Below are 25881 nucleotides of genomic sequence, written 5' to 3'. Positions count from 1 at the left end.
GATCGGGTCTTTTTGGCCACGCAACATTGTTGCCATTTCAGGTCCCCGATTAGTTCCACTGGTCGAGCCGGTGCTCGCCTTCGTGGTGCGGCTCGACCACGTTGATCTTGCCTGTCTCCCATTGCGCCACCACTGAAGAATTTCTGAAATTCCTGTCAGGAAGCTGCCGCAGCGACGAACCGTGTCTATAATGCCGTAGGAACTCTCGCAGCGGAGTACACCGTGCGCATTTTGATTATCGAGGACGAAAAGAAGCTCGCGAATGCGCTGCGCGAAGGCCTTAAGGCGGAGCACTATGAAGTTACGATTGCTGCGACGGGAGAGGACGGCTTCTTCCTCGCGAGCCAGCGCTCCTTCGACCTTCTGTTGCTCGATCTCATGCTGCCACGCCGCGACGGCATCGATGTCCTCGCCACGTTGCGCAAATGTGGCAATCAGACGCCGGTATTGGTCCTGACGGCGAAGGACGCCGTCGAGGACAGGGTAATGGGCCTCGATCAAGGCGCCGACGATTACCTTACCAAGCCGTTTGCATTCTCCGAGCTGCTCGCGCGCATTCGCGCGCTGGTCCGCCGGGGGCGCATGGATCAGATTCTCAAGCTACGGCACGAGGATCTCGAGATGGATCTCGTTACACACAAAGTCTCCAGGGGAGCGCATTCTCCCGACCTGACCGCGAAGGAATTTGACTTGCTCGAATACCTCCTGCGCCACAGCGGCAGTGTGGTGTCGCGAGAGATGCTGGCGCGCGACGTGTGGCACGCGACGGCCCGAGCTACACCGCTCGACAACGTGATCGATGTCACCGTCGCGCGGCTGCGTCGCAAAATCGACGAACCATCCGAGAAAAAGCTGCTGCACACGGTCCGCGGCGTTGGGTACATGCTGAGCGGGAGGCAAGAATGAGATTCCGCCTGCCAAGCGTGCGTGCGCGGCTTACGCTCTGGCACGCTGGCGTGTTGACGCTCATCGTATGCGTTTTTTCCGCGGGCATCCTGCTTTTCGTCGCGACGCGCCTCTACGCCGCGCTGGACGCGCAACTCGAGCGCGAGATAGCAACCATTGGTTATATCTATCGCGAGGAACCGGAGGAACTGAAGGATCTCCCTTCACATTGGGGCATCACATTGTTCGAGGTGGACGAGGCCGGCGAGATCCGTCAGCAAACCGAAGCATGGGAGCGAGAAGAACTATCACGCGCGCTGCAGCCAGGTGACTCGCCATCGCCGCAGTCTTGGACGGCTCTGAGCGGCCGTCGCTATCGCGTCCACAGCGTTTCTGAATCGTCCTATCGCGTGGCCGCCGCGGTTGAGGAAACCTCCCTGCGGGACACGCTCTGGACACTCGCAGTGATCCTCGCGACGGGGATTCCCTTGGCGGCGGGCCTGGCGATCGCTGGAGGTTACTTCCTTGCCGGTCGCGTACTCTCTCCGGTTGGAGCCATGGCGCAAAAAGCCCGCGAAATCACCGCGGAATCGCTCGCCAAACGGCTTCCGGTCGATAACGCCCGGGACGAGTTCGGGCAGCTCGCGACAGTATTCAATGACACGCTATCCCGCCTGCAAGATGCGTTCGAACGACTGCGCCGCTTCACGGCCGATGCGTCGCACGAGCTGCGCACCCCACTCACCGCAATGCGCAGCGTTGGGGAAGTGGCGCTGCAGAATACACTTGACGCTGTCACTTATCGCGACGTTATCGGCAGCATGCTGGAGGAGGTCGACAGGCTCACTCGGCTTGTCGAGAGCCTTCTGATTCTCACGCGCGCCGATTCGGGAAAGGTCCAGCTGGCCCCGGAGAACTTGGACCTTGTAGGGTTGGCGGGAAATGTCATCGATCAGCTCCGCGTGCTCGCCGACGAAAAGCAGCAAGATCTCGCCCTTCGAGCTCCGATCCGAGTCCATGCTACGGCAGACGCCGCGCTCATCCGGCTTGCGCTCATGAATCTGATACACAATGCGATAAAATATACGCCAAATGGCGGCACGATCACCATCGAAGTGAATGCAACGGACGGGCGGGCCATAATCGAGGTACGAGACACCGGACCGGGGATTCCTGCTGCGCATCGGGATCATATTTTCGCACGCTTCTATCGCGTCGACCCAAGCCGCTCTCGGGAGGAGGGCGGAGTCGGACTGGGGCTCGCAATCGCTCGCTGGGCAATTGAGGCGAACGGCGGGCACATTGAACTCGTAAGCGAACGAACCGATGGGAGCTCGTTCCGGGTCATTCTACCGGTTCCGGATGGTTCATCCGCAGCCGGCGGGGGTCGACAGTTGCCGTATGAACCGCGAAGGAAGAGACAAGAATTCGCATCACCGTGAAATGCGCTGCGGTCTGCGCCCGCACTCAGCCAAATCGTCGAGCCGTGGCCCAAATTGGGTTCTCGCCTCTCAAGTTCGGTTCCATCTCGACCTTCAGTGGCAGAACTAGTTGGTGCAGCCTCACTATTTCCCCGACAATCGAGCGTCGGTATTCCGGATCGTCGCCGAATTCCTTTCGCAATCAAATCCGGACGCGGATGGGAACATTCCCGTCTTCCCGATCATCGAACATGACGTGGTGGTCGGGGAGAAGTATCGCGGGCCGGACAAGTCTTTCTTCCAGAAGCGGGGCGGCAAGCGGACGTTCATCAACGGCGACGTGTTGGACGAACTGACGCCAGAGAATGGAGGGCAACATGACGCTGGCAAACCTGTGTGACGAGCTGGGGATCTCCATCGTGCCAGTCACGAGGCAGCGGAAGCTGATGGAGACTTTCGCTCATGACACGCTGGAGCGCATCCTGCGTGAACATGGAGCGGACCATCTCCGGTCGGTGCTGATTACGATCGTCGAGACGGGAGACGCCAACAAGCGTCAGCTTGTGACCCCGGTCATCTACGCGGTTTCGGACATCCTGCTTGCGCATCCCCTGGGGAAATTCAGCTTTCACTGATGAGAGCGAGCTGATCACGGCGACTTTCGAAGCCAATCTCGAGTTTTGGGTGTCGAGCATGAACATGAGGCTGAAAGAGCTGGCCGCGACTGTCGCTGGCAAGCCCGGTCCTGTGCCGTCTGATGTTGCTGCGCCCATCATGAATCAGGTGACGAGTGCGCCCGTGCAGTCCTCGCACCCGCAAGCCGATGCGATCTCGCAAGCGCCGGCACCTGACATCTACGAAACGCCGCTACCGCCTCAGGCGACGCCCGTAAGCGTGCCCAAGGCCACTGCGGCGGCGACCGCAGGAAGCAAGATGACCAGCATCGCAGAATTGGCGGCCAAGATCGCCGCGAACAAGAAAGCGCAGGACACTCGTACCGCGACCATCGCGCAGAGGGGCCGCGATCTCGGGCAGAAAGCGACTGTGCTGTTCGATCAGAGCGAGGCTGCTCTCGAAGCGCAGGAACATGACCTCGCCGAGCTGGAGGCGTCGCTGAACCCGGACACGGGCCACAACGGGAGTCCGGAATGACCGGGCGGTAGGTTGGTCGCGGGGCTTGCCGACAGCCTCCGACATCCAGCCAGGAACAAGCCGAAAACGCCCTCCGATAGCAAACCAACTACGCCACGGCATTTTTCGACAGCCAATTCCGGCAGTGTCAGTATTCGCCGCTGCAGTGTCCCGACAGGGCCCAAGGGCCGATAAGGGGATGGTCCGTTCATGGTCGACGAGCGGCCGCGCCTTGGACTCGGAAAGCCGCCCACGAGGATCGCGCGCCTGTGGCTCCTGAAGAGCTTCAAAACTCGCACAGCCTGCTTTCCGGCGACCAATGGACGCGCCACCTTAGCGGACTTAGTGTAGTCCTTGCATCCTGAAGGGATGTAGTCTGATTCCTTCGCTGGGTTGTGGGGTGGAGCATGAAGACCAAAATCCGACTCAGAATGTTGTTTGCATGCGCCGCTCTCTTTCTTTGGGAAGGCTGCATCTCGCCTAGCTTCGCGCAACAATCAGAATGCTTTCACAGGGTCGAAACAGGTATTGAACCAGGAGTGTGGGACGCGATTAAGGACTACTTCGCGACCCTAGACCTCTCAAGCTCGCTGAGGAGAAGCCGGTCCCGTCTGACGCAATTGCGAGCGTCGATCATCGATCTCGAAAGCCAGAAATTGAGGCTGATCGAAATCGTCGAGGCCCACATGGAAGGCGGGGCTGCTGGGATAGGGATATCAAGCGACTTACGGTTATCAAGAATACCTGACGCATTGACGCGGATTGATGCCATTTCTCAAGATTTGCCCAGATCTCGCGAGAGGGTGATCTGTTCGCGGCGGAAGACTCCTTCAAGGCACTCAAGATCAACATTGATAGAAAGCGAGTCGATACACTTTGCAGACTTGCCAACGAGGCCGGATTAGCGACGCCAGATCGCAGCATGATGAGAAGCCTCGTGAATGACCTCAAAGATGAGGTGAGAGCGATTTCGGCGGCGGAGGATGCGCTTGGAAAACACATAAAGGAGCGCAACAAGTAGCGGCGACGAAGAATGAATGAGATACTAATTCCTTTAGCGAGCGCTTTAGCGACAGCGATCGGAGGCACACTAGCGGCATCGTTGTTGTCGCGTGTTCGTGCAGGCCGGCTCGCACGCACACTAGATCAAGCCAACCGAATAATAGATTTCGTCGAGAGAAGTTTCGCAGGTTATGCCGGCTTGGCAAACGTCCCGGAGACAAATAGAAGCGAACTTGAGAGGTTGATGCAGGATGCCACGAAAGCTGTGCGCGAAGACTTCGTCGCTGAGCGAGCTGTGTTGGCGGAATTTGAAACGACTGCTCTTTCTGTGCGCAGGCTGCTACTGCTTAATCTTCCACAGCACACTTTTGGCTGGCTTCCATATCTCTTATTTCATACCCTCCTTCTCTTCATACTCTACGTTTTTCTAGTCAGAGTGATTCAGGGGCAGTGGGGAATTGACGATACCGTTGCTATTCTTGTGGCGGGTTGGGGCGCTGGCGCGATTCGTCTAGCCGTCCATCTAGTCCTCGAACGAAAGTAAGAACACGACAGCTTTATGAGTACACCCCGGCCAAAAAGTGCGGCATCACCCTTCCATACGACTTACAGGCAATCCAATGCCCATCCTGAAAAACTCAAAGCATGAGCGCTTCGCTCAAGAGCTGGCCAAGGGCAAGACAGCCGATGAAGCTTATGTGCTCGCTGGCCATCAAGAGAACCGGGGAAATCAATCTAGCGAAAATGCCGCGAGCTGGGTTCGGGGCTCGACCTTCGCCAAGCCAGCAGCAGCTCAAGCTGAATGTCGCAGATAGCTTTCCGAACGCCTGAAAACGTCGAGTTTTACGGGTTCGCCGGTATCTTGCCAGAACAGCTTTTGACCGAGGCCAGCCGCCACCATAATGCGGTGGTGGCCGCCGACCAGCGTGTGGCCATCCGATGCCTTGGCGATGATTTCGCCGGTTTCGTTCACGATGTTTCTCATGGGCCCTCCGCGTTGCTCTTGTTCGCGGCGTTGCCTGAGCGCTCCAAGGACTGAGGACGGTGGCTTCGCAGTCCTGTGCGGTCGGGATCTATTTACCGCCTCCTAACGCCCAGGCATTGTTGACGTTCCTATAAGCCGGGCAACTGCCCCAGCGCTCGTCGCCAACATAGGCCATAGGCCGGCTTCGTTACGATTGTGCCCTGCGATGCTGAGTAGCTGACTAATGCCTGTTCTCTCCAACCCCAAGGACGAGCGCTTCGCCCAGGAGCTGGCAAAGGGCAAATCCGCCTCCGTAGCCTCGAGCCACTCTATGCGTTCACGAGGTCCGTCCCGCTGGACGAGGTCGGCGCGACGATGGCGGATGCCGCCGGAGTTCCGGAAGAGGACAAGGCCGCTATCAGCGGCTACAACAAGGACGACTGCGCATCCACCAACCCGCAGGCCGCTACGCCGCCGGCCACCGTCCCGCCGCCGGCGACCACGCTCACTGCGTGGCAGGCGCTGCTTGCGGGAATCGCGGCGTGGCTCAAGCCGAAAGCCGACGTAAAGCCACCGCTGAAGCTGAACCGGGTCGTCAAGCTTGGCGACACCGGCGAGGACGTCAAGGATGTGCAGCGGCGCCTGATCGCGCTCGGCTTCAATGACGTGGTGGTCGCCGGCATCTTCGGCCCGGTGTGCCAGGCCGTGGTGCGCAAATTCGAGACCGCCTGCAACCTCAACCCCGACGGCGAGGTCGGTGACCTCACGGTGATGGAGCTGAACAAGGGCGTTCGGCTCGGCACTCAGGACCAGCCGCTCAATCCGCCGCCGCTCTCGGCCGGGGACAAGCCGCCGTGGTACATCACCGCGGAGAAGTGGATCGGGTTTCACGAGGTTGGCGAGAACCACGGCACTGAGCCGTTCATCGCGGGCGCCAAGTGCGGCAAGCTTGGCGATGCGTGGTGCGCGATCTTCGCCAACTACTGCCTGGAGACCTCCGGCTTCAAGGGCACGCGCTCGGCCACGGCGCGCAGCTTTGAGACCAGTCCTGAGTTCACCAAGCTCAAGCTCCCGGCTTTGGGCTGCATCGTGACGATGTGGCGCGGCTCCAAGGACGCCGGCACCGGGCATGTCTTCCTGTACGACGGCGAAAACTCGAGCGGCGTGCGCGGCATCGGCGCCAATGAGGATGATCAGGTCAAGCGGTCGATCCACGAGCGCAGCCGCATCGTCGGCTACTACTGGCCGAAGTCCGCGCCGCCTCCGAAGGAGAGGGTGATCGCAGTCGGCGACAATGCGGGGCGGGCCGCTTCCGAGGTATGACGATGATCAACGACATCATCACCAGCATCGAGGATCGCATCACCGCGTCCTTTCAGTGGCTGTTCGATCCCTTGGTGTACTGGTTCGGCGCGGCCTTCGTGATCCTGCTCGTGCTCCTTACCATCACTTATTTTCTGCCGCTCAAGACAGTGCGGATCGCCGCCGGCGGCATCCTGGTCATGGTCGGCGCGTTCCTTGCCGGCGGCGTGCAGATGCACAAGATCATGAAGAAGAAGCTGCAGGAAGAGAAGGAAAAGGCAAGGCAGGAGAAGGAGCGCCAGCGTCAGCGGGATGGCGGCATCTTCGGCAACTGGTTTCAGTAGGCGCCAATCACTTCCGCTTAATGTAGACATTGCCCTTGTAGCGGGAGAACTCGAACGTCGCTGCCAGTCCAGGGCCCGGTTACCGGACCATCTCCTCGACAATGGGCGCTGATTGTAGCCTGGTAGCTGGTGCCAGATGGCGCCGTACTTTGACTGATCGTGTCTGGCACGCAACTGAATGGCTTGCCGTCGATCTCGAAGCTGAAGTCATATTTGGTTACACTCAAGATATTGGTGCATTTGCTGCCGTCATCGATCCAGCTCGGCAACTTCCAATTGGTCTCACCCTGGATGGTCTCGCCGTTGCACCATTCGCCGACGAAATCGATCGGCATCAGTTTGAGTGGTGGGGCGGCGAGGGCGTCAGTGGTGATCATAGCGGCGGTTGCGGCGATGGTAGTCCGTAACAGTCGCATCTTTCGTTCCGACCCCGTCGGTCCTATGGGCCGGCGGGGTCTTTTTTGCGTTTTTGGGCTGTGTACCCATAAATGATCATGTCCGCTTACCCCCGAAGAGCGGCGCAAAGGCGGATATGCAACTATTGACGAGATGGGCCAATACCAGTCCTGCGGTCCGAGATGGCGCGATCACACCCCGCGCCGAATGACTTTCCATGCCAGAACACCAGCGAGGAGAAATGACATGGAGCAGAATGCGATAGTCCCGAAGATACGGACATCCGGACGTGTCTCATTCAGCCAAACCAGTGCGGCCAAACACAGAAACGCAGGAATAGCGCATGCCTGTGTCACAACGTACCGGCGGCGCAGCGCGCGCGGTGCGCGGGAGCTCCAGACGAAACCATCAACCTCGAACCTACGTGAAATCGTATCCACCGGCTCTTGGGGATACCACTTTGCCAGTTAGCTCATGACGGACATGAAACCCCATCCGGCAACGCCGATTAGCGCAATGGTAAGTAGGAATAAAATGAGCGACATCTCGCTTCTCCAGTCGCTAACTATCGAGCGCGTCAAACATTAATAGTCCGCTAAGGGTCAAAGGCGGCCCCCGCTTCGCTCAAATTGGACCCAAGTACGTCTCCAATCGTCTCAAAGCGGACGCGGGATTGGAAGGGCTCCGAGCTGAAAATGACCAGCCTCACTAGCTGAGGAGGTCAACCATGACCGATATCCCAAGCACCATCCCTGCCGTCTCTAAATACGCTCCTTGGAACACGGGGAAGATCGTCGGCGCAAAGCCGCCGCTCCGTCCCAAGCATGTCTGGTCGATCCGAACCAAGCTCCAGGTCGAAGGCCGAACGCGTGATCTGGCGCTGTTCAACGTCGCCATCGACAGCAAGCTGCGCGGCTGCGATGTAGTCGCATTGAAAGTCGATGACGTTGCGCCGGGCGGGTGTACGGCCGATCGCGCGATCGTCCGACAGAAGAAGACCGGTCGGCCAGTCAAATTCGAACTAACGGAATCGACCCGTCAGGCCATCGATGACTACCTGCGGGTGACCGTCAAGAAGTCAGGCGAATACCTGTTCACCGGACGGCGGCGGGCCGGACACATGACGACCCGCCAGTATGCCCGCCTTCTGTCCCGCTGGATCGCCGAGATCGGGTTGGACCCGCACCTGTTCGGGACGCATTCCCTTCGCCGGACCAAGGCGACCTTGATCTATCGCCGAACCGGCAACCTGCGAGCCGTAATGCTCCTTCTGGGGCATACCAAGATCGAGAGTACCGCTCGATATCTCGGCATCGAGGTCGACGACGCCCTCGCGATAGCCGAACAAGTTGACGTCTGACTTCGGGGGCAGAGCAGACGTGCTCTGCGCTGCCCTTACAGACGGCTCCGGGCCGATTCTGTTGAAAAAGGCAGCGGTTGCGACGCAGAGGTATCAGTGATTCAGTCTGTCTAGTTGGCAGGACTGAAGATCATGATGGGGCATCGGCAAGTCGAGCAGGCTGCGTTGTTCTATGAGTTCTCACTCGAAAGGCACATCCCCGCCGACCACTTGCTCCGATCGATCGATAGATTTGTCGACCTTGAACAGATTAGGCAGGACCTGGCGCCCTTCTACAGCAGTATCGGTCGACCTTCGATCGATCCCGAGCTGATGATCCGGATGCTCCTGATCGGCTACTGCTTCGGCATCCGGTCGGAGCGGCGCCTGTGCGATGAGGTTCACCTCAATTTGGCCTACCGGTGGTTCTGCCGGCTCGGTCTGGATGGGGGGGGCCGGATCATTCGACCTTCTCGAAGAACAGGCATGGCCGCTTCCGGCAGAGCGATCTCTTCCGTCGCGTGTTCGAGAGCGTGTTGCACCGCTGCATCGAGGAACGACTGGTCGGCGGTGAAGGATTTGCAGTCGATGCGAGCCTGATCAAGGCCGATGCCAATCGGCAGAAGGGATCGAAGGCGATAAGGGACTTCCGCCGGAGGCTGCCGGCCGAGCAATCGATGAGTATCTGGCTGTCCTCGATGATGCCGCTTTCGGAGCCGCGACCGAGGTCACCCCGAAGTTCGTGTCGCCCTCCGACCCGGCGGCGCGCTGGACGGGGGCGCACGGCGGCCGAGCCTTTTTCGCCTATTCGACGAACTACCTGATCGACATCGAGAACGCGATCATCGTCGATGTTGAGGCAACGACGGCAATCCGGCAGGCGGAGGTATTGGCCGCTAAGCGCATGATCGAGCGCTCGCTGGAGCGGTTTGATCTCTATCCGAGCCGGCTCCTCGGTGACAGCGGCTATGGCTCGGCCGAGATGCTCGCCTGGCTGGTCTATGAGCACGGCATCGAGCCGCACGTTACAGTCTTCGATAAGTCGGCCCGCACAGATGGGATCTTCTCGCGCGACGACTTCACCTATGACCATGCCGGGGATATCTATCGTTGCCCTGGTGACAAAGTTCTTACCACGACCGGAACGTTGGTGAATGATGGTGCCACCATGCTTTACCTCGCCAGCAAGCGCGATTGTGATCGATGCGCATTGAAGGCTCGGTGTTGCCCCAAGCAGGCCTCACGGAGAGTGCCGCGCTCGATCTACGAGGGCGCTCGCGACATGGCGCGCCAGATCGCGAGATCGTGGGAGGGAGGCACCTCGCGCCTGCTCCGCAAGAAAATCGAGATGTTGTTCGCGCACCTCGAGCGCATTCTCAAGCTCGACCGTTTGCGTTTACGAGGTCCAAACGGCGCGCGTGACGAGTTCGTCCTCGCAGCCACCGCCCAGAACCTTCGAAAGATGGCCAAGCTGATTCCGATGCCCAGGCCGAGGCTCGCATAAGGGCGGTAGAGCAGCTCGGCCACGTCGCGACGGAGCTATTACAACGAAATACTGCCGGCCTTTTTCAACGGAATCGGCCAGAAGCGGACATGCGTTCTGAATCAATGACGACGCCGACTGAAGCGGCTTCACTGTTCGCAATGTTCCTATGGAAGGTGATGGCGGCCTGCAACACGGGCCCGTGGCTGTTCGCACTTCGACAGAAATTCGCGAGCACTCATTGTCGATCAAGAAGCACCCAGAGCCGGGCGATCCTGCCGCCGGTGAACTCTGCAGCGTCAGCCCCGGTGACCGCTACCGGACCGCCGTCCGGTCCAGCATGCCAGCGCAACAACCCAAAACTGTGATGACCGAGCGCGACGCCGTCGGGCTTAAAGGAAAAAGTCGGTCCAAACTGGTCGAGCAGCTTGCCCGCAACGGCGCTAATCGCCTCCCTGCCGGCTACCACCCCTTCAGGCTCGAACATAACCGGATCATCGACGTAGAGTTCTGCCAGCGCGTGCGCTCGATGATCCGGATTTCTTTCGTTGAAGACGCGCTGGAGGTTGGATCGGAGCAGGAGATCATAATTGATATCTGACATGGTCTGGTTTCCTGGTTCTTTGGGATGCTCTGACGTCCAGTTTAGGCCGATAAGCCGCCATCAATGGCAAGCGTCGCACCTGTGATGAAGCTTGCTTCGGGCCCGACCAGGAACGCAACGGCCACGGCCGCGGCCACTTCTTCGGGCGTGCCGTAGCGCTTGAGAGCGAAGTGGGCCTTGAGCATGTCAGCCCCAGGCCCTTCGGTCGGCGCCATGCCGGTGTCGATCGGACCGGGCTCAATTACGTTGGCGCGGATGCCGCGGGAGCCGCCGGTCACCAAAGCCTTCTTGTATGCTAACGAACGTACCAAGTTGTGCTCTGGGTCGCGGTGGCGGGATCAGACGAGGCGCGAGCCGCCGTCGATGTTTAGAGTGGCCCCGTTCATGAAGCCGTCCGCCATCAGGAAAACGACCGCCGCGCCCGCTTCATCCGGGGTGCCTAAGCGATGGAGCGGCAGCGTCTGCCGAAGCTGGGCGACATAGGAATCGCGTCCGTCGCCCAACGCTTTTCCGAGCAACGGCGTGTCGATCGGACCGGGCGAGAGCGTGTTTACCCGACGCGGAGCGAGCTCCAGCGCCAGGCCGCGCGCCAGCGACTCCATCGCCGACGAGGCTGCGGCGAGCACGGCAGTACCGTAGCCGTTGGGGCGGTCGCTGAGTGCGCCTGAGATAAAGGTAATCGAAGCGTCGGGAGCGAGGCGTTCGCCCAAGGCCCGCAGGACGTGCACGGCGGCCCAGACGCGCTCGTCGAAAGCTCGATGCAGTCGAAGGAGATCGGCTTCGAGCACCTTGCCCACTGCGAAGCTGCCGGCCAATAGCACCAGATGATCAACGTGTGCCACACCCCTGAGCGCCACCTCGATCGTCTCGGGCCGGGTCACGTCCGCACTCAGCCCACCGGTTAAACCGTGTTCGGCCGCGACCTGGGCCGCGCGCGCTGGGTCCGATCCGAGCACGGTCACCTCGGCGCCGGCCGCTTTGGCCTGGATCGCGGCCGAGAGACCGATGCCGGACGTACCGCCGACGATCAGGACCTTTTGACCCTCGATCTGGCTGGATGGGAATTGGTTTGTCATCTGTCGAACTCCTTGAAGGCACACGCTAGGGCGCTCAGGGCTTCGATTTACGGACGTGGGACGGGATTGATAATTGCTCTCGGCTTCGCTTTACTGATGCCGTGGTGGCACAAATCGGTTTGGAAAGGCTGACGGGGCTGATCGCGTTCGCGCGGGCCGCCTCGCTTGGCAGCTATACGGCGGCGGCGCGGGCGCTCGGGGTGTCACCGTCGGCGGTGAGCAAGAGCGTTCAGCGGCTCGAGCAGCAGTTCGGCCTTTCGCTCTTCAACCGGACGACCCGATCACTCACGCTGACGCCGGAGGGACGCGACCTCCACGAGCGCGCAATGCGTCTGCTGCGGGAGGCGGAGGAGATCGAGCAGGCGGCGCTGGCGACCCGCGCCGAGCCGAAAGGCACAATCCGGATCGCGGCACCTTTGCCGATTGGTGTCCACGTACTGGGACCTGCGCTACCACGCTTTTGCGAGCAGTATCCACAATTGCTCATCGACCTAAGGCTCGCAGATCGGTTCGTCGACGTCGCCGAAGAAGGTATAGACGTGGCTATCCGCGTTGGTGATCTGGCAGATACCCGTCTTCTCTCGAAAAAACTGGGACCGCACCGACTTTGCGCCTACGCGGCTCCATCATATCTGAAGAAGTTCGGGACACCCCAGCATCCGGACGAACTGTCTGGTCATAGATGCGTCAACTTTCGCTTCCAGAGTTCGGGTCAATCGCTGCGATGGCCCTTCCTTATCGATAGGGACATCGTGGAGTTCGTTCCTGATGCGGCGATCACGGTGGACACCAGTGATGGCGTGTCGGCGGTGCTGATCGCAGGCGGTGGCATCGGCATCTCGGCGACCTACATAGCCGCTCCGCATGTCGCGCGGGGTGAACTGGTGCCCATACTTGAGGACTATGCGCTAGACCGTTCGTCGGTAACGGCCGTCTGGCCCGAAAGCCGGCGTCACAGCCCGAACGTGAAGGCAGTTCTCCGTTTCCTTACCGAACTTTGGCGATGATATTGGCGCACCAAGTCAGATCATCGCACCCGAACTTTTCAGCGCCAACTGCTCGCACACAAAAGGCTTAGGGCTTCTGAGGGCCTGTTAGCCACTAGCCTCCGAGCATGTCGCTGACAACAAATCACCGCGCAAGTCCGCTATGGGGTCAAAAGCGCCGTTTGGGAAGCCAGCCAGTCGCTTCCGCTCTGCCCAGATAAACGGACCATTTCAGAACCCGCACGGACTTAGCATTAGGGCCACAAGCGGAAGTCGCTGAATGAATGATGCCGCCAACTGACGGCGGGCCTAATTCATCTTTTGCCGGAGCTTCCTGATGATCTCGCGGAGGTCGGCCGCATACTCCTCGATCACGCGCCGCACTTCTTCCAAGCGCGACGGCTTAGACTCTCGGCCCTCAGCTTGTTTGTCGAGCTCCGGCACGGCCCGATGGTCCGAAACGGGGATGGGCGGCCTTTGAGTTAGATCAAGGGAATGTCGTTTACGGGCTTTGGCGGGCACGGCCCTTGTGCCTTCCAGGGGAAGGTGTCGGGGCGCGGAAGGTGGGACTATCCCACCCTGGCCCGGGCTCAAAAAAGGCATTGATCCAAATCAACATGACCGAAGATTCAGCCCACCATCATCTGCCCGTATTTTGCCGGAATTGCATAACGCCGGGCAGGGTTCTCGTCAGGCTGAAGCAGCCTCAAAGTTTTCGAGCAACATCGGCTGATGGAATTGGAGGGTTGCACATGAAGACTTTCAAGATTGCTCTCTCAGGTGTGGCTTTGACCGTGCTGACCGTTGCGTCAGCTTTCGGTCAGCAGACCACGGGCGTTCGTGGCTCGCCTGATGCTACCACGACGATCGACGGCCGCTATTTGCCGCCCCCTCCGCAAAAATTCGACGGCCAGATCAATCTCAATGCTCTCCAGTCACAGCCCGGCTGGCCCGCGCGCGTCGTGCCGCCGAAGGGGGCGCCGAATGTCCTGCTCATCATGACCGACGATGTCGGTTTTGGTGCGCCGTCGACCTTCGGCGGCGTCATTCCGACGCCCGCACTGGACAGGATCGCAGCCGAGGGGCTGCGCTACAACAATTTCCACTCGACCTCGCTGTGCTCGCCGACGCGAGCGGCGCTCATCACCGGACGAAATCACCACTCGGTAGGCTTCGGCGTGATCTCCGAGATCGCGACGGGCTACCCCGGCTATAACAGCGTAATCGGCAAGGACAGCGCCACGATCGGCCGCATCCTGCTGGAGAACGGCTATCGCACCTCGTGGTTCGGCAAGAACCACAACACGCCGGTCTATCAGACCAGCCTGGCCGGCCCGTTCGACCAGTGGCCGACTGGCATGGGGTTCGAGTACTTCTATGGTTTCATGGGCGGCGACACCGACCAGTGGACGCCCGGCTCGCTGTTCCGGAACACGACGCACATCCAGCCCTACCTCGGAAAACCCGACTGGAATCTGACCACAGCCATGGCCGATGACGCCATCCAGTGGATGAACGGGCTCAACGACGTCAATCCGGAGATCCCGTTCTTCCTGTACTACGTTCCAGGCGGCACGCACGCGCCGCACCATCCGACTCCCGAATGGATCAAGAAGATCAGCGACATGCATCTGTTCGACAAGGGCTGGAATGCCTTGCGCGATCAGATCTTCGACAACCAGAAGAAGCTTGGCGTGATCCCTGCCGATGCGAAGCTGACGCCGTGGCCCGACGATCTATTGAAGAGTTGGGATAAGCTCACTGACGTCGAGAGGAAGCTGTTCATCAAACAAGCCGACGTGTACGCGGCGTATCTTGCCTATACTGATCACGAGATCGGCCGCGTGATCCAGGCGGTCGAGGACATGGACAAACTCGACAATACGCTCATCATCTACATTAGCGGCGACAACGGTGCTTCAGCCGAGGGGTCGGTTACCGGGACAGTCAATGAGGCTTTGCCGTTCAATGGCATCGACATGAGCGCTGAACAGCAAATGCCGTGGTATGACGCCTGGGGGTCGGCGCAAACCTACCCGCACTATGCGGTGGGATGGGCCTGGGCCTTTTGCACTCCGTACAAATGGACCAAGCAGATTCCCTCGTTCTTCGGCGGGACGCGCCAGGGCATGGCAATCTCCTGGCCGGCCAAGATCAAGGATAAGGGCGGCATCCGCTCCCAGTTTCACCATGTTATCGATATCGTTCCGACGTTGTTGGAGGCCACCGGCATTCCAGCCCCTGTTATGGTCGATGGCGTCGGCCAGAAGCCGATCGAAGGGGTGAGCATGGGCTACACTTTCGACAAGGCCAACGCGAACGCGCCGTCCACACACCGGACCCAGTATTTCGAGATGTTGAGCGTGCAGGGACTGTACAATGACGGCTGGATGCTGAGCGCCGTTCCGATCCGTGCCCCCTGGCAATTGGCCGGCGCGGCGGTCGCCGATCCTGCCACCGCGTTCAAGTTCGAGCTTTATGATCTCGGCAATGATTGGACGCAGTCAAACGACGTCGCGGCGAAGTACCCGGTCAAGGTGCAAGAGATGCGGGACCTGATGTTCGGCCAGTTTGCCAAGTATCAGGTGCTGCCGCTGGACGGCTCGGCGTCAACGCGCTTTGTCACGCCCCGTCCGAGCATGGCGGCAGGACGCAACGTCTTCACCTATTCGGGTACGCCCATGAGCATGCCCAATGGTAACCAGCCGAGCCTGCTGAACACCTCCTTCACGATAACGGCCGAGATCGACGTGCCGCAGAACGGCTCCGAGGGCGTGATCATCGGCGAGGGAGGACGATTTGCCGGATACGCGCTGTACTTGGTGAAAGGCAAACCCGTGTTCACTCAGAACCTGCTCGACCTCGAACGGGTGCGCTGGGAAGGCACAGACGCGCTTGGTCCTGGCAAGCACACGATCGTGTACGACTTCCACTATGACGGGCTCGGCGCCGGCACGCTCGCGTTCAACAATGTCAGCGGCGTCGGCCGCGGCGGAAGGGGGGCCCTGAAGGTGGACGGGCAGGCGGTATCCACGAAACGGATGGAGCGCAGCATTCCCCTTGGCTTGCCGCTCGATCAGACGTTCAACATCGGCACCAGCGGTGCCACACCTGTCGACGACCGCGACTACAAGGTCCCGTTCCCGTTCACGGGCAAGATCAACAAGGTGACCCTTGCCGTCGCCCCTCCGAAGCTGACGCCGGAGGATGAGAAGAAGCTGATGGAGGCGAGTCGCGCCGCACAAGACGCGAAGTGAAGTGATGCATCAGCTGGTGACGGTGGGGCGCGTGCTGAGCTTGGCGCGCGCTCGACCACCGCGAAGCGTTCAGGAGCGCTGATCCGAGTCCGCTCCGGGTCAATCGCGACGGTTTTGCCCGATCTCGATCCGGTCCGGTCTACCCCTTCAGAGCCGACATGGAGGCGACAGGCGGATGTTGTCGCGAACGGTTAAAACGGACTCACGGGCCATGCACATTCGCCGCGCGCCGCCTATTGCTGCGATCTGCTTTCAAGCAGCCGGTCGCGGAGCTCCTCCGATACAAAGCGCTCCGCCCGCTGCCATGCCTCGTCATTGTCGCCGCGGAACTGGAAGTACTTCCGGAACACGACGCGCTGGGATGTTGTATCGATGGCAACAGTCTGCGCAAACTGCACCAGAGTGCTCATCTTATGAACGCCCCCGATGATCAGGATTTGCGCGCCGGCCTGTGACGCCGCGCGCAGCCGATCGCGCAACGCCGGTCCGTCGGTCGGACAATTTGGTGCGCAGGAGGACAGCACGAGCTCAAAACGGCCGTCTGCCGTGACATCGTCCCGCAGCGAGGTCATGAAAGCCCGCAATCGCTTTTCATGCACGGCCGTCTGATCGGTGGGCTCGTTCGACGTGTCTCTATAGCAGAAATCGTCGACGGAGACAGCCAAGGCGTGGCCGGCGGTCCCGGCGGATGCATCTGAGATGAGGCTGCTGGATCCCAGACCGGTGAACAGGCCGGCTGTGGCAAGAGCGTGCAAGAGTAGGGCGTGGCGCATGGCGATGACTCGATCTGTTACGCATCCACCATCGTTTTGCTTCGAACTATGCTGAGCGCATTTTCGGCGGAAGTGTAGTGAACAATCGGTAATCGTGGGAGAGCCCTATCTTTCACAAGCGGCATCGGCGAGCTGCGCTAACCCCAGAGACGAGCAAAGGCTTTAAACTTGGGGTTTGAAGTTCGTTACGCAGTGGGACAGAAGTTCGCGGCGAGGATTCCTTGCGTTGCGGAATGTCGGCTTCGGGTCTTGGCTGTGTGAAAACGCCAAGGCGCTTGATGGCGATAGAAGAAATTGTTCGCCCCAGACTGTCTTAGCCCTCAAACTCGCAAGCGCACTCAACTTTAAGAACGACCTGAAGGATGTAATTCCTCAGCGCTTTGGAACACAGATCGACCTTCGGCCGGAGGGGCCGCAAGTCCACAAACTGGAAGACGCGTCTCAAGTCGATGCGTGGCGGAAAGAGGCAGGCTTGCCAGCAATCGCCGTCGTTCTCGCCAGGGCAAAGGCCGATCCGCTCCCTACGCCGCTGGAGCACGAGGCTAGGCGGGCCGCAGCACTCCTGTGGCGCCAGAAGGTCGGCTGGGTAACGTGACGCGAGGCTGAGAGCCCCACGCGGCGGGGTTGGGCCGCAATGCTGGCGTTGTGCTGGCCCATCACCGACGTATGAGGCATCGGTCAGCCAGCAAGCCATCTAGGTTGTGTCGACTCCTGGGATTCTCAAATCAGTCGAAGCATGATTCAAGGCTGCTTTTTGGGAGGCTGCCTTGGGTGTCCTGGATCCACCGGTTCTGAGCGACGAGCAATGGAGCCGAATCTCTGGGCTGATCATCGGCCACCCGGACAGTTGGTCGATTTCCGGTTCGGGTCAAAAGAGCCGTCTAGGAAGCCAGCCAGTCGCTTCCGCTCTGCCCAGATAAACGGACCATTTCAGAACCCGCACGGACTTCGCATTAGGGCCAGAAGCGGACGTTGCTCGACTGGCGGCTTCTCGGCTTGGCCGACCGTGTCTTGCCTATTGCTTGCCGTTGTCCCCTGGGACCGAGCATGTGGGTTTTGAACTTGGCGAATATCTTGGCATTCCTGACGACCTGTTCCGTAGCCAAGCCGATGTCCTGCTCGTGACCATACTGCTCTACTTCAATTTGACACTTGGAATTGGCCGTCCAGGTTCTCATCCGGATTGTGACTTCGACCTCCGGAAAATCCTTCAGGATCCCCCTGGCGACCTTGAACCTGAAGACGTCGTTGCCGAAGTCGGGGACTGTCTGCATCGCGAGGCTGTTGGCCTCGAGTTGGCTTGGGGCACATAAGCCCGTACAAGACTAATGCCCCAAATATCGGCCCTTATTGGACACAAATTGATCTGGAGATTTCGATGGCGCCGCTACCGCTCAGAAGAGCGACCTTGATTGACGCCGATAAAGCTCGTGTAGTCACCCGGTCAGCTTACGCGAAATGGGTGCCGCTAATTGCGCGCGAACCTAAACCAATGACCGCCGATTACGAGCGTGCAATCATTGACCACATCATCGACCTCTACGAAGAGAACGGTCAGCTCTTAGCGCTGATCGAAGTAGTTCCACTAGCCGATCACCTGCTGATTGAGAGCATCGCTGTTCGTCCCGATCAGCAAGGCTTCGGTTTGGGTGATAAACTGCTACAGCACGCCGAAGATCGAGCTCGCGCACTCCGTTTGACCGAAACTCGCCTTTACACAAACGCCGCTTTCGCCTCAAATTTGGCCTTTTACGCTAAGCGCGGTTACATCGAATATATGCGGGAAACCGTGGCGCCAGGCGCTGTTGCGGTGCATATGCGAAAGCGTATCTCAATAGACTAGGTTCGCCGGATCGTCGCCCGAAAACCAGCTCTAAGTGTACATCCCGTTTGTCCGCGCTAGTTAGTGCTCTAAAATCGCAAACCGAACAGCGGCTGGTCAGATTGTAATGGCGAGCGAAATCGATCTTCAGGTACTCTTAAGCCGTATGAAGCCGGAAATGCAGCCGGGCATCTTTGTGTTTTGCACGATTTCGGAAGAGACAGAAGTTCCAGCCATGATAAAGCCGCTCTTTACCTTCCGTGAGAGCGAGGGAACGACATTTGTCGTCCAGCGAGAGGAAGCCGAAAGTCTCGGTCTCACTTACCAGTTTATATCACGTCTTATCACCTTGACCGTTCATTCCTCGCTTGAGGCTGTCGGTTTTCTGGCCACGATCACGACGCGATTGTCTGAAGCCGGAATAAGCGTAAACGTGGTTTCAGCGTTTTACCACGATCACCTGTTTGTGCCTCATGACAGGGCCGATGAGGCTCTGGCTCTTCTGCAAGGGATGATGCGAAAGGCCGCGCATTAGTAAGACTGCTTGGGGTCAGAAGCCGCCCCCTACGGCAACAAGAACGGCCCCCTAAGTTGGGCGATGGCCCGACTTCCTGAGCGCAATCTTGTCTGGATCGGACCAGGATACGACGCTACCACTAGCGCCATCTAGGGTGGCTGCAAGGAGACGGAAGGTGAAAATAACCGGGCTACGTACCAAGATCGTGAGGCTGCCACTACCGCGGCCAATCTTGTCGGCGACTCTCGAGATCCATTCAACGGACGCAGTTCTGGTGTTCCTCGACACCGACGAAGGCGTGACCGGCGAAGGCCTGTGCTTCGCACTCAACGGCAACCGCCTGAATCTCTTGCACGATATGGTTCGCTCGTTCGAACCCCTACTTATTGGCCTCGATCCGACGATGGCATCGTCTTTTTACAAACGCGCCTGGGCCGATATTGCCTTTTTTGGCCATACCGGCGCGACTATCGCCGGTTTTGCCGGCGCCGAAACCGCATTGTGGGACCTCCGGGGTCGCATTGTCGATCTCAACGTATCTCGCCTGCTTGGCGCTGCCGCAACCGCGGTACCGACCTACGCTAGCGGTGGACTGTGGCTCTCCTCATCCGTCGATGAGTTGCAGCGAGAGGCAGCGGACTATTTGGCTTGCGGCTTTAAGGCGATCAAAATGCGTGTCGGCGCCCGCCCGGTTGCGTGGAATATCGAGCGGGTCCGCGCCGTGCGCCAAGTGATCGGCCCAGACATCAAGCTCATGGCCGACGCAAACCAATCACTAACCGTCTCCGAGGCGATATGCCTTGGCCGTGCGATGGAAGAATACGATTTGACATGGTTCGAAGAGCCTATTCCGTATTGGGACCACGCGGGCGAGGCAACCATCGCGGCTGCGCTCGACACGCCGATTGCAAGCGGTGAGACCGAGTACACAAGCCGCGGAATGTTTGCGATGATGCAGATGAAATCGGCCGACGTTCTGATGCCGGACCTGCAGCGGATGGGAGGTCCGACCGAGTTCATTCGGACGGGTCACCTCGCCGCGGCGTTCGACGTCAAGCTGTCTTCGCATTTGTTCAGCGAGATGAGCCTGTCGCTACTTGCCGCTGCACCGAACGCTTACATTCTTGAGCATATGCCGTGGTTCGAACCGATTTATGCTGAGCGGATCGAACTGGACAGAGATGGCAACGCGATCGTCCCGGATCGACCGGGGTGGGGCTTCTCTTTCGATTTGGATGCGGTGCGGGGCCACGCGGCTTAAGAGGCTTCCAAGGATCAGACTCCCGCCCAGCTTTCGTCGAGAGGCAACGCAATAGTTCTGTTTGGGCCCAAGCCGACGTGAGGGCTCAGCTCTGGAGGTCGGCTTTGGGTCAAAAGCGCCGCTTGGAAGGTTGATCAGTCACTTCCGGTCTACCCCGATAAGCAGACCAATTTCAGAACCCGGGCGGACTTCGCATTAGGGCCAGTTGCGGACCTGAAGAACCCTTAATCTGCGCCGATGGTGCCTGCCGAGCCGAATGTTACGGCCGCAATCGTTTTGAAATTACGCCGTAGCGAGTTCGTGCGACTAGTCCGGCGTATCAAGTGACAGCCAAACTGAGGATCAAGTCGTGGGCGCAGCAACACCGGAACATATTATTGAGGTTGGTTTTGGCTTTTGGGCATCCAAAACGCTGCTGAGTGCTGTCGAACTGGGCGTATTCAGCACTTTGGCCAATGCACCCGCCGACCTGCCGACGCTTCAAAGAAAGCTTGCGCTGCATCAACGATCAGCCCGCGACTTCCTCGATGCGCTGGTCGCACTCAAGTTGCTGGAGCGCGAGAACGGCATCTACAGCAACACCGCAGACACGGACGTGTTTCTCGATCGAGCCAAGCCATCCTATATCGGCGGTGTCCTGGAGATGGCTAATGCCCGGCTCTACCGTTTCTGGGGATCGCTCACGGAGGCCCTGCGCACCGGTGAAGTGCAGAACGAGAGTAAGGGTGGAGGAGAAAACCTCTTTGCGGCACTGTATGTCGATCCGGATCAGTTGCGCGAGTTTCTGAGCGCGATGAGTGGAATAAGTGTGGGTGCCGCCCAAGCCATCGCCGCCCGCTTCCCATGGAAAGACTACAAGACCTTCATGGATCTTGGCTCCGCTCAAGGCATGGTACCCACCACTGTTGTCCGCGCCCATCCCCACCTCATCGGCATTGGCTTCGACCTTCCCGCGGTCAAGCCGGTTTTCGAGGAATTTGTTGCTCACCGAGGGGTGAAGGACCGCGTGCGGTTTCACGAAGGAGATTTCTTCGAGGACCCACTGCCGAAAGTTGACGTCATCGTCATGGGGCACATCCTCCATGATTGGAACCTTGCCGAGAAAAAGGCGCTTCTCGGCAAAGCGTTTGATGCGCTTCCGAAAGGCGGCGCAGTCATCGTTTATGATGCCATCATCGATGATGACCGCCGCAAAAATGCTTTCGGTCTCATGATGAGCTTAAATATGCTGATCGAAACTGCCGGGGGGTTCGACTATACAGGCGAGGACTGTCAGGCTTGGATGCGCGAAGTCGGATTTTCAGAAACGCGGGTCGAACCGCTTGTCGGCCCGGATTCGATGGTGATCGGATTAAAGTAGCTTATCCGGGCTCGGCTTGCCGTCAGATACGTCACAAGGTGCAATGGCGCGAGGCCCGTTTAGGAGGCCTTCGCGTCGTTTGCTCTCCGGTGATGACTTCCGGTCTCCCCTGATCACGAACCGTTTCATCGCGGTCGGCATGGCCCGTTTCCTAATTCCCGACGCAAGTCCAAGCATCGCGGAATGTCCGTTCTGGGTGTGGGCCGTGACAAGGCGGCGCTTTCCAGTGGGTGCAAGTCCCACCCGGCAAACGCTCCAGCCGGAAGCAGTCGGAGCAGTCATGGAGGTAACGAAGTGGCTGAAGCCTTCGATTAGCGTGTCACGAATTGGTGACAGCGCGAGTGTGCAGGCCGTAACGCGAGTGAACGCCGAGCAAGCCTCGAAAAGGACGATGCGCAGGCCGACCCGATGACCCTTTCGGGGAAGGCTGATACGGCTGGGGCGAAGTGAGCGAAGCAATACCTCCAGTCGCTGTGCCGGGGTAGTGGCGACGGCATGTACACAAGGAAAGCGTACGCAACACGGGAGGCCCCACGACGTGGTCAGGGATGATCAACCGGACGCCCGCGAGGGACAGGCCGGGCGCCGTGGGGATGCGGAGGGGTTCGTAGTACCGCTGAAGCCGGGTAACGCCGGCGGAGGGAAGGGACCTCAGTTCAAGACGAACGCAAGACGTAGTGAGGGACCTGGGGATTGGGCAACCTATCAACTCCGAAGAGTGTTCAGAAGCTGCAGACGGCGTTGCACGCGAAAGCGAAGGCAGAAGCCGGCTACCGCTTCTACGCCCTGCACGACAAGATCAGCCGGGAAGACATCTTGGCCCATGCCTATGCTCAATGCCGCTCCAACAAGGGCGCACCGGGCGTGGACGGGCAGGACTTCGCGGACATCGAAGTGTATGGGGTGCAGCGGTGGCTTGGCGAACTGGCGCTTGCGCTCAGGCAGGAGACGTATCGACCGGATCCTATCAGAAGAGTGTACATACCGAAGGCCAATGGCAAACTCAGGCCATTGGGCATCTCGACCTTGCGGGATCGGGTCTGCATGACGGCAGCGATGCTGGTGCTGGAGCCGATCTTTGAGGCCGATCTTCCACCGGAGCAGTATGCCTACCGTCCGGGGCGCAATGCCCAGCAGGCGGTGGTTGAGGTGGAAGCGCTGCTGTTCCGTGGTCACCCGGAAGTCGTCGACGCCGACCTCGCGGACTACTTCGGGAGCATTCCGCATGCCGAACTTCTGAAGTCGGTAGCACGCCGAATTGTCGATCGGCGCGTGCTGCATCTGATCAAGATGTGGCTGGAGTGTCCCGTGGAAGAAACCGACGATCGAGGAAGGAAGACACGTACGACCGAAGCCCGAGACAAGCGGCGCGGCATCCCGCAAGGTTCACCCATCTCCCCATTGCTGGCGAATCTCTACATGCGCCGGTTCGTGCTGGGATGGAAGATGCTCGGTCTCGAGCGAAGCCTCGGCACTCGCATCGTGACCTACGCCGACGATCTCGTGATCCTATGCCGGCGGGGCAAAGCCGAAGAGGCCTTGTCGCGACTGCGCGAGATCATGGGAAAGTTGAAGCTGACGGTCAACGAGGACAAGACACGAATCTGCAAGGCGCCGGAAGGAGAGTTCGACTTCCTGGGATACTCGTTCGGACGGATGTACTCAGCGAGAACCGGCCAGGCGCGCCTGGGGTACCGGCCATCGAAGAAAAGCATCAAGCGCATGGTGGAAACCCTTCATGCGCTGACGGCTCGAACCGGGTTAGGGCAAGACACCACAGAGTTGGTGGCGAAGTTGAACCGCACGCTGCGCGGATGGGCGAACTACTTCAATGTAGGCACCGTCACCAAAGCGTATCGGGCGATCGACAACTACACCGCTGTGCGGTTGCGCCGGTGGTTGCGCATCAAGCACAAGGTCAGGCGATGCAAGGGCGGGACCTATCCACTCTCGCACCTTTACGGGCACTTTGGGCTCGTACGTCTAACCGCGCTTGGCCGCGACCGGCCGTGGGCGAAGGCGTGAGGTCTTGTCCGAGAGCCGGATGCGGGAGATCTGCCTGTCCGGTTCGACGAGCGGGATGTGGAAACGGAGTCACGGCTACACCACTAGGGCACCGCCAGACGAAAGGGGCGGGAACAGATATGTGTAGCCTAAAGCCACCGCGCCACATCTCGACTCCACCCAAATCGAGAAGAATCAGCGCGAGCATATGTTTTCCGCTTTGCCCTCGAACTCGGATATTGCTCGACGCATTCGGCTAAGGCGAGCGACCGAAAAGGAAGACGTGCGGCGCGGAAAACCACGGCTTCCCGACCCGCGTCCTGCGTGTTGCCTCGCTGCGGCAGCAAGCAACCTGCCGGTCGCTAGCGAATTTTCTTGACCGATCGGCCAGCTCGCCGGCGTTAGAACGTTCGGCCCGCTGTGCGCCCCATGTCTCGTGCAATTCGCTCGATCAGCCAGCTCCCCGCCGGCCCTGGCGGACTATCGTTCTTGTGCACGATCTGCAGGGGGTATTTGCTTCCGCGAAACTCGGACAGCCGGAGATGGGTCAGGCGCCCGGCCTGAAGGTCCTCCCGAACCATGGGCTCTGGCATCCCTCCCCACCCCACGCCGGCGAGCGGAAGGGCACGCTTCCATGAGAGGTCGCCCACGCGCCAGATTGAGCCCGCGACAACGCTGTAGGTACGCGTGTCGGTCTGCCCTGAGTCGGTGAGGACAATCTGAAGGTGCTCGCGTGCAGCGGCCGCCTTCGCGCGCGCCCTTGCCAAGGGATGATCCGGCCTGGCGACCGGAATGATCCGTACGCCGTCGATGCGCACGCTCGTAAAACCATCCCCACTCATGTGGAGAAGGCCGCCAATTCCAATCCCGCAGTGACCGCTCTGCAGGATACGTTCGACGCCGCCCATCGTCTCGGAGTTCATTCGCAACGGTACTGTCGGAAACTCCCGATGGAAGGCGCTGAGAATTTCTGCAAGCTGCTGTGGTGGCACCATTTGGTCTATGGCCAAAGACACCTCGGCTTCCAACCCTTCCACGAGGCCCTTCACGCGCGCCCGCAGCATATCGGCGCCCAGCATGACCGCGCGGGCCTCCGCGACCACGGCTTCACCAGCGTGAGTCAGTTGGGGCCGGCGCGTGCTGCCGCGATCAAACAGCTGAATGCCGAGCTGATGCTCGAGTGTGTCGATGGCGTAACTAATTGCCGACGTCGCCCGATTTAGCTTCCTTCCGGCTGCGGCAAAGCTGCCTGTGTCGACCACAGTGAGAAGGACCTGCAACTGATCCAAGCTCAGTGCCGGGGCGATCGCCATTTCAGATTTCCTGAACACACTTTTCAAAATTATCCAGGTTTTCTTATCACGGATGGGGCCTCACCTAAAGGCCGTGCAAGCCGCGGCAGGGTCGCTGGTTGATCATGACCTGATCAGCTCGTCCGCTCGGTAATACGGATAGAGGAGTCGAACATGGCCAAGCCAAAGATTGCGATCATCATCGCACGTCGCGCCAATTGCGTTTCGGCGATAAGCCTCCTCAGTGGCTCATGGGGATCGCCCGATCGCGCGGAGACGCATCCTCCACCCGCACGTCAAATCGCACAGGAGCGTAGGATGGCCGACAAACCGAAAATCGAGGTATTCAGCGCGGGTTCCGCGATTTGCCAAGACGCAATCGAGACAGTCAAGCGAGATGCAGGTTCCTGCTGGGAAGTGATCGTGCACGATATCAAAGATATGCAGGTCGTCAGACGCGCGAAGCTACTGGGTATTCGTTTCGTTCCCGCCGTCGTGGTCGACGGCAAGTTGCGTCCTGTTCCGCTGACAGGGGGGCGATATGGGCATGTTGAAACACAGACTGGCCAACGTCCACACATGGCACCTACAATCGTAACCGTTCTTAGACGGACTGAAACAGCGCTGCAATACGGCCGGTTCAGTTTGATCATAGCCCGTCG

The 25881-nt window shown here is 59.6% G+C and carries 26 protein-coding genes and 1 pseudogene; 21 read left to right on the top strand and 6 right to left on the bottom strand.

Features of this window, described 5'->3' with window-relative positions:
- Positions 1 to 222: 222 nt before the first annotated feature.
- From ACZIRK_RS16570 to ACZIRK_RS16540, 7 genes are all read left to right on the top strand, one after another.
- A complete protein-coding gene (locus ACZIRK_RS16570) occupies positions 223 to 906 on the top strand; it encodes a response regulator (protein ID WP_130225099.1) in 684 nt (227 codons plus the stop codon).
- Complete coding sequence (locus tag ACZIRK_RS16565; RefSeq protein ID WP_463327752.1) at positions 903 to 2327, top strand: sensor histidine kinase; 1425 nt, start codon at positions 903 to 905, stop codon at positions 2325 to 2327. Before ACZIRK_RS16570 ends, ACZIRK_RS16565 begins: the two co-directional genes overlap by 4 nt.
- A gap of 109 nt (positions 2328 to 2436) precedes the next feature.
- Positions 2437 to 2706, top strand: coding sequence for a hypothetical protein (locus ACZIRK_RS16560; protein WP_463327751.1), 270 nt, complete (start codon positions 2437 to 2439; stop codon positions 2704 to 2706).
- Positions 2684 to 2941 carry a hypothetical protein gene (locus ACZIRK_RS16555; protein ID WP_130225102.1) on the top strand — a complete coding sequence of 86 codons (258 nt, stop codon included), beginning with the start codon at positions 2684 to 2686 and terminating at the stop codon, positions 2939 to 2941. The genes ACZIRK_RS16560 and ACZIRK_RS16555 overlap by 23 nt, the downstream gene beginning before the upstream one ends.
- Positions 2942 to 3005: 64 nt before the next feature.
- Positions 3006 to 3458 (top strand): hypothetical protein, encoded by a 453-nt coding sequence (locus tag ACZIRK_RS16550; RefSeq protein WP_130225103.1) that lies wholly within the window; start codon positions 3006 to 3008, stop codon positions 3456 to 3458.
- A gap of 1225 nt (positions 3459 to 4683) precedes the next feature.
- On the top strand, positions 4684 to 4983 hold the full coding sequence (locus ACZIRK_RS16545) for a hypothetical protein (RefSeq protein ID WP_130225105.1): 300 nt from the start codon (positions 4684 to 4686) through the stop codon (positions 4981 to 4983).
- A gap of 76 nt (positions 4984 to 5059) precedes the next feature.
- Positions 5060 to 5254, top strand: coding sequence for a hypothetical protein (locus ACZIRK_RS16540; RefSeq protein WP_463327750.1), 195 nt, complete (start codon positions 5060 to 5062; stop codon positions 5252 to 5254).
- On the opposite strand, the gene ACZIRK_RS16535 is transcribed toward ACZIRK_RS16540, so the two are convergent.
- Positions 5233 to 5424, bottom strand: coding sequence for a hypothetical protein (locus tag ACZIRK_RS16535; RefSeq protein WP_130225107.1), 192 nt, complete (start codon positions 5422 to 5424; stop codon positions 5233 to 5235). The two genes, ACZIRK_RS16540 and ACZIRK_RS16535, sit on opposite strands and share 22 nt — an antisense overlap.
- Before the next feature lie 354 nt (positions 5425 to 5778).
- Here ACZIRK_RS16535 and ACZIRK_RS16530 point away from each other — a divergent pair, with 354 nt between their 5' ends.
- The 5 genes and pseudogenes from ACZIRK_RS16530 to ACZIRK_RS16510 all read left to right on the top strand — a co-directional run bounded on the left by ACZIRK_RS16530 (position 5779) and on the right by ACZIRK_RS16510 (position 10288).
- Positions 5779 to 6726, top strand: coding sequence for an NlpC/P60 family protein (locus ACZIRK_RS16530; RefSeq protein WP_463327749.1), 948 nt, complete (start codon positions 5779 to 5781; stop codon positions 6724 to 6726).
- Positions 6727 to 6728: 2 nt separating this feature from the next.
- On the top strand, positions 6729 to 7049 hold the full coding sequence (locus ACZIRK_RS16525; protein WP_130225109.1) for a hypothetical protein: 321 nt from the start codon (positions 6729 to 6731) through the stop codon (positions 7047 to 7049).
- Between the two features lie 149 nt (positions 7050 to 7198).
- Entirely contained in the window at positions 7199 to 7456 is a 258-nt protein-coding gene (locus ACZIRK_RS16520; RefSeq protein WP_130225110.1) for a hypothetical protein, read from the top strand.
- A gap of 716 nt (positions 7457 to 8172) precedes the next feature.
- Positions 8173 to 8805: a tyrosine-type recombinase/integrase gene (locus ACZIRK_RS16515; RefSeq protein ID WP_130225112.1), complete on the top strand. Its 633-nt coding sequence runs from the start codon at positions 8173 to 8175 to the stop codon at positions 8803 to 8805.
- A gap of 132 nt (positions 8806 to 8937) precedes the next feature.
- Positions 8938 to 10288, top strand: a pseudogene (locus ACZIRK_RS16510) (transposase).
- A gap of 217 nt (positions 10289 to 10505) precedes the next feature.
- Here the strand turns inward: ACZIRK_RS16510 and ACZIRK_RS16505 are convergent.
- Genes ACZIRK_RS16505 through ACZIRK_RS16495 form a run of 3 tightly spaced genes read right to left on the bottom strand, consistent with a single transcriptional unit; the run spans position 10506 to position 11947 of the window.
- Positions 10506 to 10871, bottom strand: a complete 366-nt coding sequence (locus ACZIRK_RS16505; RefSeq protein WP_130225113.1) for a nuclear transport factor 2 family protein — start codon at positions 10869 to 10871, stop codon at positions 10506 to 10508.
- 41 nt (positions 10872 to 10912) lie between these two features.
- Positions 10913 to 11182, bottom strand: coding sequence for an SDR family oxidoreductase (locus tag ACZIRK_RS16500; RefSeq protein ID WP_463327748.1), 270 nt, complete (start codon positions 11180 to 11182; stop codon positions 10913 to 10915).
- A 27-nt stretch (positions 11183 to 11209) separates the two neighbouring features.
- On the bottom strand, positions 11210 to 11947 hold the full coding sequence (locus tag ACZIRK_RS16495) for an SDR family oxidoreductase (RefSeq protein WP_463327747.1): 738 nt from the start codon (positions 11945 to 11947) through the stop codon (positions 11210 to 11212).
- A 104-nt stretch (positions 11948 to 12051) separates the two neighbouring features.
- Between ACZIRK_RS16495 and ACZIRK_RS16490 the strand changes: the two genes are divergently transcribed.
- Both ACZIRK_RS16490 and ACZIRK_RS16485 read left to right on the top strand, forming a co-directional pair.
- The gene (locus tag ACZIRK_RS16490; protein ID WP_130225131.1) at positions 12052 to 12954 is read left to right on the top strand and encodes a LysR family transcriptional regulator; all 903 of its coding nucleotides are present in this window, start codon (positions 12052 to 12054) and stop codon (positions 12952 to 12954) included.
- A gap of 731 nt (positions 12955 to 13685) precedes the next feature.
- Positions 13686 to 16190 (top strand): arylsulfatase, encoded by a 2505-nt coding sequence (locus ACZIRK_RS16485; protein WP_130225116.1) that lies wholly within the window; start codon positions 13686 to 13688, stop codon positions 16188 to 16190.
- A 233-nt stretch (positions 16191 to 16423) separates the two neighbouring features.
- Here the strand turns inward: ACZIRK_RS16485 and ACZIRK_RS16480 are convergent, their stop codons facing one another.
- Positions 16424 to 16963, bottom strand: coding sequence for a DUF2380 domain-containing protein (locus ACZIRK_RS16480; RefSeq protein WP_130225117.1), 540 nt, complete (start codon positions 16961 to 16963; stop codon positions 16424 to 16426).
- A 226-nt stretch (positions 16964 to 17189) separates the two neighbouring features.
- Between ACZIRK_RS16480 and ACZIRK_RS16475 the strand changes: the two genes are divergently transcribed.
- From ACZIRK_RS16475 to ltrA, 7 genes are all read left to right on the top strand, one after another.
- The gene (locus ACZIRK_RS16475) at positions 17190 to 17558 is read left to right on the top strand and encodes a hypothetical protein (protein WP_130225118.1); all 369 of its coding nucleotides are present in this window, start codon (positions 17190 to 17192) and stop codon (positions 17556 to 17558) included.
- A 454-nt stretch (positions 17559 to 18012) separates the two neighbouring features.
- Positions 18013 to 18276, top strand: a complete 264-nt coding sequence (locus tag ACZIRK_RS16470; RefSeq protein ID WP_130225119.1) for a hypothetical protein — start codon at positions 18013 to 18015, stop codon at positions 18274 to 18276.
- Positions 18277 to 18341: 65 nt separating this feature from the next.
- The gene (locus ACZIRK_RS16465) at positions 18342 to 18806 is read left to right on the top strand and encodes a GNAT family N-acetyltransferase (RefSeq protein ID WP_130225120.1); all 465 of its coding nucleotides are present in this window, start codon (positions 18342 to 18344) and stop codon (positions 18804 to 18806) included.
- Positions 18807 to 18912: 106 nt separating this feature from the next.
- Positions 18913 to 19320, top strand: coding sequence for an ACT domain-containing protein (locus ACZIRK_RS16460; RefSeq protein WP_130225121.1), 408 nt, complete (start codon positions 18913 to 18915; stop codon positions 19318 to 19320).
- Positions 19321 to 19456: 136 nt separating this feature from the next.
- Complete coding sequence (locus ACZIRK_RS16455; RefSeq protein WP_463327744.1) at positions 19457 to 20563, top strand: mandelate racemase/muconate lactonizing enzyme family protein; 1107 nt, start codon at positions 19457 to 19459, stop codon at positions 20561 to 20563.
- 349 nt (positions 20564 to 20912) lie between these two features.
- Complete coding sequence (locus ACZIRK_RS16450; RefSeq protein WP_130225123.1) at positions 20913 to 21923, top strand: methyltransferase; 1011 nt, start codon at positions 20913 to 20915, stop codon at positions 21921 to 21923.
- A gap of 693 nt (positions 21924 to 22616) precedes the next feature.
- Complete coding sequence (gene ltrA, locus ACZIRK_RS16445) at positions 22617 to 23948, top strand: group II intron reverse transcriptase/maturase (RefSeq protein WP_463327743.1); 1332 nt, start codon at positions 22617 to 22619, stop codon at positions 23946 to 23948.
- 380 nt (positions 23949 to 24328) lie between these two features.
- Here the strand turns inward: ltrA and ACZIRK_RS16440 are convergent, their stop codons facing one another.
- Positions 24329 to 25240, bottom strand: coding sequence for a LysR family transcriptional regulator (locus tag ACZIRK_RS16440; RefSeq protein WP_463327742.1), 912 nt, complete (start codon positions 25238 to 25240; stop codon positions 24329 to 24331).
- Between the last annotated feature and the right edge of the window lie 641 nt (positions 25241 to 25881).

The sequence above is a fragment of the Bradyrhizobium sp. Leo114 genome, from assembly GCF_055229415.2.
This window is presented reverse-complemented; position numbering and strand designations above follow the sequence as displayed.

Bases quoted from the DNA above. Each gene is read 5' to 3' on its own strand.
- ACZIRK_RS16565 (WP_463327752.1), top strand. From the start codon at position 903: ATGAGATTCCGCCTGCCAAGCGTGCGTGCGCGGCTTACGCTCTGGCAC.
- ACZIRK_RS16555 (WP_130225102.1), top strand. From the start codon at position 2,684: ATGACGCTGGCAAACCTGTGTGACGAGCTGGGGATCTCCATCGTGCCA.
- ACZIRK_RS16550 (WP_130225103.1), top strand. From the start codon at position 3,006: ATGAGGCTGAAAGAGCTGGCCGCGACTGTCGCTGGCAAGCCCGGTCCT.
- ACZIRK_RS16545 (WP_130225105.1), top strand. From the start codon at position 4,684: ATGCAGGATGCCACGAAAGCTGTGCGCGAAGACTTCGTCGCTGAGCGA.
- ACZIRK_RS16540 (WP_463327750.1), top strand. From the start codon at position 5,060: ATGCCCATCCTGAAAAACTCAAAGCATGAGCGCTTCGCTCAAGAGCTG.
- ACZIRK_RS16535 (WP_130225107.1), bottom strand. From the start codon at position 5,424: ATGAGAAACATCGTGAACGAAACCGGCGAAATCATCGCCAAGGCATCG.
- ACZIRK_RS16530 (WP_463327749.1), top strand. From the start codon at position 5,779: ATGGCGGATGCCGCCGGAGTTCCGGAAGAGGACAAGGCCGCTATCAGC.
- ACZIRK_RS16525 (WP_130225109.1), top strand. From the start codon at position 6,729: ATGATCAACGACATCATCACCAGCATCGAGGATCGCATCACCGCGTCC.
- ACZIRK_RS16515 (WP_130225112.1), top strand. From the start codon at position 8,173: ATGACCGATATCCCAAGCACCATCCCTGCCGTCTCTAAATACGCTCCT.
- ACZIRK_RS16505 (WP_130225113.1), bottom strand. From the start codon at position 10,871: ATGTCAGATATCAATTATGATCTCCTGCTCCGATCCAACCTCCAGCGC.
- ACZIRK_RS16495 (WP_463327747.1), bottom strand. From the start codon at position 11,947: ATGACAAACCAATTCCCATCCAGCCAGATCGAGGGTCAAAAGGTCCTG.
- ACZIRK_RS16485 (WP_130225116.1), top strand. From the start codon at position 13,686: ATGAAGACTTTCAAGATTGCTCTCTCAGGTGTGGCTTTGACCGTGCTG.
- ACZIRK_RS16480 (WP_130225117.1), bottom strand. From the start codon at position 16,963: ATGCGCCACGCCCTACTCTTGCACGCTCTTGCCACAGCCGGCCTGTTC.
- ACZIRK_RS16465 (WP_130225120.1), top strand. From the start codon at position 18,342: ATGGCGCCGCTACCGCTCAGAAGAGCGACCTTGATTGACGCCGATAAA.
- ACZIRK_RS16460 (WP_130225121.1), top strand. From the start codon at position 18,913: ATGGCGAGCGAAATCGATCTTCAGGTACTCTTAAGCCGTATGAAGCCG.
- ACZIRK_RS16440 (WP_463327742.1), bottom strand. From the start codon at position 25,240: ATGGCGATCGCCCCGGCACTGAGCTTGGATCAGTTGCAGGTCCTTCTC.